Source organism: Roseateles sp. P5_E11 (assembly GCF_054049355.1).
This window is the reverse complement of record NZ_JBFUMO010000352.1, coordinates 1-6,189: the sequence shown is the minus strand read 5'-3', so window position 1 is coordinate 6,189 and position 6,189 is coordinate 1. Positions and strand designations below refer to the sequence as shown.

At 68.4% G+C, this 6,189-nt stretch carries 5 protein-coding genes, 1 other RNA gene and 1 pseudogene; 5 read left to right on the top strand and 2 right to left on the bottom strand.

All coding sequences use genetic code 11. The features are described from left to right. From ACXJKR_RS21615 to ACXJKR_RS21600, 4 genes and pseudogenes are all read left to right on the top strand, one after another. Positions 1-389 (top strand): annotated as a pseudogene (locus ACXJKR_RS21615) (dihydroorotase); the annotation flags it as partial. Further along, entirely contained in the window at positions 386-1,219 is an 834-nt protein-coding gene (locus ACXJKR_RS21610) for an NYN domain-containing protein (RefSeq protein ID WP_457324572.1), read from the top strand. The pseudogene ACXJKR_RS21615 and the gene ACXJKR_RS21610, both read left to right, overlap by 4 nt. An 88-nt stretch (positions 1,220-1,307) precedes the next feature. Beyond that, positions 1,308-2,681: a S1 family peptidase gene (locus ACXJKR_RS21605; protein ID WP_457324571.1), complete on the top strand. Its 1,374-nt coding sequence runs from the start codon at positions 1,308-1,310 to the stop codon at positions 2,679-2,681. Beyond that, positions 2,681-3,676: an FHA domain-containing protein gene (locus ACXJKR_RS21600; RefSeq protein WP_457324570.1), complete on the top strand. Its 996-nt coding sequence runs from the start codon at positions 2,681-2,683 to the stop codon at positions 3,674-3,676. The genes ACXJKR_RS21605 and ACXJKR_RS21600 overlap by 1 nt, the downstream gene beginning before the upstream one ends. A 10-nt stretch (positions 3,677-3,686) precedes the next feature. Here the strand turns inward: ACXJKR_RS21600 and cysK are convergent, their stop codons facing one another. Both cysK and ACXJKR_RS21590 read right to left on the bottom strand, forming a co-directional pair. Next, the gene (gene cysK, locus ACXJKR_RS21595; RefSeq protein ID WP_457324569.1) at positions 3,687-4,604 is read right to left on the bottom strand and encodes a cysteine synthase A; all 918 of its coding nucleotides are present in this window, start codon (positions 4,602-4,604) and stop codon (positions 3,687-3,689) included. A 39-nt stretch (positions 4,605-4,643) separates the two neighbouring features. After that, positions 4,644-5,708 carry a flavodoxin family protein gene (locus tag ACXJKR_RS21590; RefSeq protein ID WP_457324568.1) on the bottom strand — a complete coding sequence of 355 codons (1,065 nt, stop codon included), beginning with the start codon at positions 5,706-5,708 and terminating at the stop codon, positions 4,644-4,646. 80 nt (positions 5,709-5,788) lie between these two features. Between ACXJKR_RS21590 and rnpB the strand changes: the two genes are divergently transcribed. Continuing rightward, an RNA gene (gene rnpB, locus ACXJKR_RS21585) (RNase P RNA component class A) lies at positions 5,789-6,161 on the top strand. Positions 6,162-6,189 lie beyond the last annotated feature (28 nt).

Here is a 6,189-nt window from a genome sequence, read left to right as displayed (position 1 = left end):
ACTACTGCCTGCCCGTGCTGAAGCGCGAGGAGCACCGCCAGGCCCTGCTGAAGGCTGTAGCCTCGGGCCTGCCGAAGTTCTTCCTCGGCACCGACAGCGCCCCTCACGCGGCGCAGCTGAAGGAAAACTCGGTTTGCGGCGCCGGCTGCTTCACGGCCATCTCGGCGCTGGAGCTGTATGCCGAGGCCTTCGAAGGCATTGGTGCGCTCGACAAGCTCGATGGATTTGCCGGCCACCATGGCCCCGACTTCTATGGACTGCCGCGCAACACCGGCACCGTCACCCTGAAGCGCGAGCCCTGGACCCTGCCCAGCGCCGTGCCCTTCGGTGAAGCGCAGTTGAAGCCCCTGCGCGGCGGCGAAACCCTGAACTGGAAACTCATCGCATGAAGAAAGTTGCTTTTCTCGTCGACTTCGACAACGTCGCCACCGACGTCATCGAGCAGGCCCTGCAGATGGCCTTCAAGGACTATGAAGCCGTCCACATCCGCCGCGCCTACTGCAACGCCGAGCAGGCGCAGACCCACCAGTCCTTCCTGAAGCGCCTGGGCCTGCGCGCCATCGTCAATCTCGCCATTGGCAAGAACTCGACCGACATCGCCATGGCCGTCGACGCGATGGAACTGGCCATCACCGAGAAGCCCGACGTCATCGTGCTGGTGTCGTCGGACAGCGACTTTGCACCGCTGGTGCTGCGCCTGCGCGAGAAGGGCGCCTGGCTGCGCGGCTTTGGCCAACATGGCAAGACGGGCGACGGTGTGATCGCCATCTACGACCAGTTCAACGAGCTGGCCCATGACAGCGGCAAGCCTTCGGCCAAGCGCCAGCCGGCGAGGAAGATCGCGTCTCCCCGGCCAGCCGCGAAGAGAGCCGCGCCGGCCAAGGCCGCGGCCCCGGCCCCTGCGCCGGCGGCGAAGCCAACGCCGGCACCTGCACCTGCGCCGAAGGCTGCGCCGGCGCCTGCACCCAAGCCGGCCGCGRCACCCGCCCCGGTTGACGCCAACGTTGCCGCCGCTCGGGAGATCAATGCCATCCTGGCCCTGCTGCCCAGGCTGGYCGATGGCCAATGGCATGACCTCGGCGTGGCGGCCAAGGCGCTGAAAGAGGCCGGCCTGCTGCCCAAGACGGCAGCGTCGACCAAGCTCTTCCGCAAGCATCCCCAAGCCTTCCAGCTGCAGCCGGCCAAACAGCCCAACCAGGTCCGCTTCGGCCACGGATGATTCGGAATGCTTCACGGGCCTTGCGCGGTGACGAGCGGCTGTCGTGCGCAAAGCGGCTAGCATCGGCGGCCTCCACCGGAGGTCCTGCTTGCTGAAGTCCTGTCTGAAGTCCCTGCTGGGTGCGGCGTTCGCCGGCCTGGCCCTTGCCGCTGCTGCGCAATCGCCGCCGCCCGCGCCCGCCACCGCGCCCAACCCGCAGCAGCCACAGGCGCAGCCCCCCACCGTGTCCGCCAGCGCCCGGCGCCTGTATGAGCGCAGCAAGGGCCAGCTGCTGCAGATCCGCACGCTGCTCAAGACCCAGGACAGCCAGGCCTCGGTCGGCTCGGGCTTCCTCGTCAGCGATGACGGCCATGTCGTCACGAACTACCACGTCATCAGCCAGTTCGCGCTGGAGCCCGACAGCTACCGGCTGCGTTACGCGACGACCGACGGCCAGGGCGGGGCGCTGGAGCTGCTGGACTTCGACGCCCGTCGTGACTTGGCGCTGCTGCGCGCCGTCGACGACGGCAAGGGCGGTGGGCTCAAGGGCCGCGGCGCGCTGACCTTCCGCCCGCAGAACCAGCCGCTGGCCAAGGGCGAGCGCATCTACTCCATGGGCAACCCGCACGACGTGGCCTTCGCCGTCGTCGAGGGCAATTACAACGGCCTGGTGGAGCGCAGCTTCGACCCGCTGATCTATTACGCCGGCGGCATCAACCCCGGCATGAGCGGCGGCCCGGTGCTGGACGAGGACGGCCTGGTCGTCGGCGTCAACGTGTCGACGCTGCTGTTCGCCCAACAGGTCAGCTTCCTCGTGCCCGGCGAGTTCGCCGAGAGCCTGGTCAAGCGCAGCCTCGCCGCCAAACCCATCCGCACGGCGGCCTGGGGCCGGCTGCGCGACCAGTTGACGCGCTACCAGGACGAGCTCGTCACGCGCTTCCTGGCCGCACCGTGGGAGAGCGCCAATCACGACCGCTACCGCCTGCCCGTGCCCAAGCAGGACTTCATGCGCTGCTGGGGGCGGGGCACCTCGGCCGATACCAAGGGCCTGGACTTCGAACGCTCGCAGTGCCGCATGGACCACGCCCTCTTCGTCAGCGGCAATCTGCAGACGGGCTGGCTGGACATGTCCCATGAGGCCTATGACGGCAGCAAGCTCGGGGCGCTGCGCTTTGCGCGCCAGTACACGGGGAGCTTTCGCAACGAGCGCCTGGGGAGCGCCGACAAGTCGCGCACCGCGCCGTACTGCAAGGAGCAGTTCGTCGATCGTGATGGACTACCGCTGCGAGCCGTCGTTTGCCTGCGCGCCTACCGCAAGCTGGACGGCCTGCACGACCTCAGCGTGCTCGTGACGACGGTGGACTCACCCACCGAAGGCGCCCTGGGCCGCTTCGACGCCCGCGGCATCAGCTTCGACAACGCGCTCAAGCTGGCGGCGCATTACCTGGAGGGCTTCGCGTGGACGAACAGCAAAGCCAAGTGATGCCTGCCATCCCTGACGCCGCAGTCGTCGAACTGCTGGGCCGCGACGGCCGCGCGACCCTGGTGCAGCGCGTGACGCACTGGCCGGTGCGCATCGGCCGCTCGCCGGCCTGCGACATCGTGCTGGACGACGGCCACCTCGCCGCGGAACATGCCGAGCTGCAACTCGCCCCCGGCGGGGGTGTCAATCTCAGGCTGCTGGACAGCCGCAATGGCGGCAGCGTCGCCGGCAAGCGCCTGGCCGCGGGCGAGGAGGCCACGCTGCCCGAAGGCGGCGCCTTCCAACTCGCGAGCTGCTCGCTGCGCCTGCGCACCAGCGCCGACGCGCTGGCGCCCGAGCATTTGATGGTGATCCATCCGGTGCGCCACTGGGCTCTGCTGCCGCTGCTGCTGCTTTCTCTGGTGTTCTTCCAGTGGCTGGACCGCTGGAGCGCCGTCGACCCGGACGCGCGCTGGATCGATTACGCCTCGCCGTTGCTCGGGCCGCTGGCCTTCGTACTCGGCTGGGCCGGGCTGTGGTCGCTGGCCAGCCAGCTCTTTCATCATCGCTTCCCGTTCACGACGCATCTGCGCCGTGCCCTGGTCGTCATCGTCACGCTGCAGGTGCTGGAGTGGCTGCTGCCGGCAGTGGCCTATGCCTTCTCGTGGCCGCGCCTGATGGTGGTGGAGTCGCTGGCCACGCCGGTGGCCGCTGCGGCGTTGGTTGCCTGGCATGCCGGCCTGGTCTGGCCGGGCGCGCGGCGCATCCTGAACGGCGGCATTGCGGCCCTGCTGCTGCTCTTCCTGGGCCTGCAGGTGGGCAGCCGCCAGGAACAGCAATACGTCTTCGGCCCGCCCTATCTGGCCAGCCTGCCGCCGCCGGCGCTGCGCCTCGTGTCGCCGCAGCCGCCTGAGACGCTGATCGATTCGCTGAAGCCGCTGAAGGCCGAACTGGCCAGGCAGGCGCGCAAGGACAACGAGGGCGCCGTCGACGACGACGTCGGCGCCGGCGAGTGAGGCGCTGCGCTCAGGTCTGTGGCAGGAAGCCGTCGACCGAGAGGTAGCGCTCGCCGGTGTCGTAGTTGAAGCCGAGCACACGTGCATTCGCGGGCAGCTCGGGCAGCTTCTGCGCAATGGCCGCGAGCGTCGCGCCGCTGGAGATACCCACGAGCAGGCCTTCCTCGCGGGCGCAGCGGCGGGCGTATTCGCGTGCGGCCTCGGCCTCGACCTGGATGACGCCGTCCAGCAGCGCCGTGTCCAGCACCGCCGGGATGAAGCCCGCGCCGATGCCCTGGATGGGGTGCGGGCTGGGCTGGCCGCCGCTGATGACCGGTGAAGCGCTGGGTTCCACCGCGTAGACCTTGAGTTGGGGCCAGGCGGCCTTGAGCACCTGAGCGCAGCCGGTGATGTGGCCGCCGGTGCCGACGCCGGTGATCAGCGCGTCCAGGCCTTCAGGGAAGTCGCGCAGGATTTCCTGTGCCGTTGCCTTGACGTGGATGGCCGGGTTGGCGGCGTTCTCGAACTGCTGCGGCATCCAGGAGCCGGGGTGCTGCTCCAGCAGCTCGCGGGCGCGGGCGATGGCGCCCTTCATGCCCTTCTCGCGCGGCGTCAGGTCAAAGCTCGCGCCATACGCCAGCATCAGGCRGCGGCGCTCGATGCTCATGCTGTCCGGCATGACGAGGATGAGCTTGTAGCCCTTCACCGCTGCCACCATGGCCAGCCCGACGCCGGTGTTGCCCGAGGTCGGCTCGATGATGGTGCCGCCGGGCTTGAGCAGGCCCTGCGCTTCGGCGTCCTCGATCATCGACAGCGCGATGCGGTCCTTGATGGAGCCGCCCGGGTTGCTGCGCTCGGACTTGACCCACACCTCGGCGCCGCTGAACAGGCGCTGCAGGCGGATGTGCGGCGTGTTGCCGATGGTGTCGAGGATGCTGGCGGCTTTCATCGAGGGCTCCGTTTCTGCGAATCGGAGCAGTGTGCCAGCTCACTTGGTGCGTGGCTTGGGCAGGCCTTCGTCGCCATGCTTTATGTGCCCGTCGCGCATCAGGCCAACGCTGAGCGCCACCGCGCGCGCGGCTCGCTTGACCTCTTCCTGCACGTCGGTGTCCTTGTCCAGAGCGTCATGGCTGGTTGCATAGGGCTCGTAGTAGCCGATGTAGCGGTCCAAGCGCGCGCCGAATCCGGCGTCGACCAGGCCCATCCAGTCCAGCCAGTCCGACAGCGCACGACGCGTGCCGTCGATGCCGGCGACGTCGCCGTGCACGACGAGGCCGTAGACGCGACCAGCGAGGTGCTTGGGGTAGCCCCAGCCCTTGAGCTCCATCTCGCGCGCCAGTTCGGGCTTCTTGCCCTGGGTGGAGGTCGGGTCGGGGTTGCCGCCGTCGGCGCAAACGAGGCGGTCCATCATCAGTTTCAGCGGGCTGGTGGCCTGGTACCAGTGCACCGGCGTCAACAGCAGCACGCCGTGGGCGCGCACCCAATGCTCGTAGATCTCGGCCATCCAGTCATTGGTCTGCCCGGTGGCGTGGTTGGGGTAGCAGCTGCAGGGCCAGTGGCACAGTGGCATCGCGGTGGACACGCAGCCCTTGCAGGGGTGGATGTGGCGGTCGTAATCCGACGTCAACCGGCTCAGGTCCAGCACTTCCACGGCCATGCCTTCGGCCTCGCAGGCGGCGCGGGCGATCTGTGTCATGCGCCAGGTCTTGGACATCTCACCGGGGCAGCTGCCGTCGTTGCGCGGCGAGGCGTTGATGACGAGGACGCGCGATGATGAGCTGGCCCAGGCGTCCTGAGCCTCCTTCAGCCGCAGGTGCAGGTCGCGCCATTCGCGCGATAGGTCGTAGTCGGGATCGGCAAAGCCCGCACCGGCCTTGACGGTGATCGGGGCCTTGCGGCCTTCCTCGAAGGCCTCCCAGGCAATCTGCTCCAGCCGACCCAATGCGTCGCGCTCGGCACCGTAGGCCGGGTCGACGAAGCGTTGCCGGAAGCGCTCGCCGAACTCCTGGCGGCCCATGATCTGCGCCTGGCCGGTTCTCACGGGTGAAGTCATGACGGAATCTCGGTAGTGGACGTGGCCTCAGGCAAACCACATGCCCGCGCCTGCGATACTCGCTCCCGTGAAGCAAGCCAGACCGCCGCTGGGGCAAGCATGGAAACATGGCCCTGGAGGAAGGTCCGGACTGCATAGAGCGGCGTAGCAGCTAACGGCTGCCCGGCGAAAGCCGAGGATCAGAGCAACAGAGACGAGTTCTGTTGGGACACCCCGATGGGTGGTCTATGAGGCGCCAGCGAAAGCTGGTGTGGGGTGGGGCGAAAGCCCCGCACCATGGCGCGAAAGCGCCAACCGAATAGCACCTCTGTCGGGCTCTGCCCGACAGAGGTGAAACGGGCAATCTCTACGCGCAGCAACACCAAGTAGGCCAGCGTTGATGCGGCTCGCAGAGCTGGCGGGTAGGTGGCACCGAGCCGGGCAGTGATGCTCGGCCCAGAGGAATGGCGGTCACGCCGTCCGAACCGCAAGGGGAGGGCGG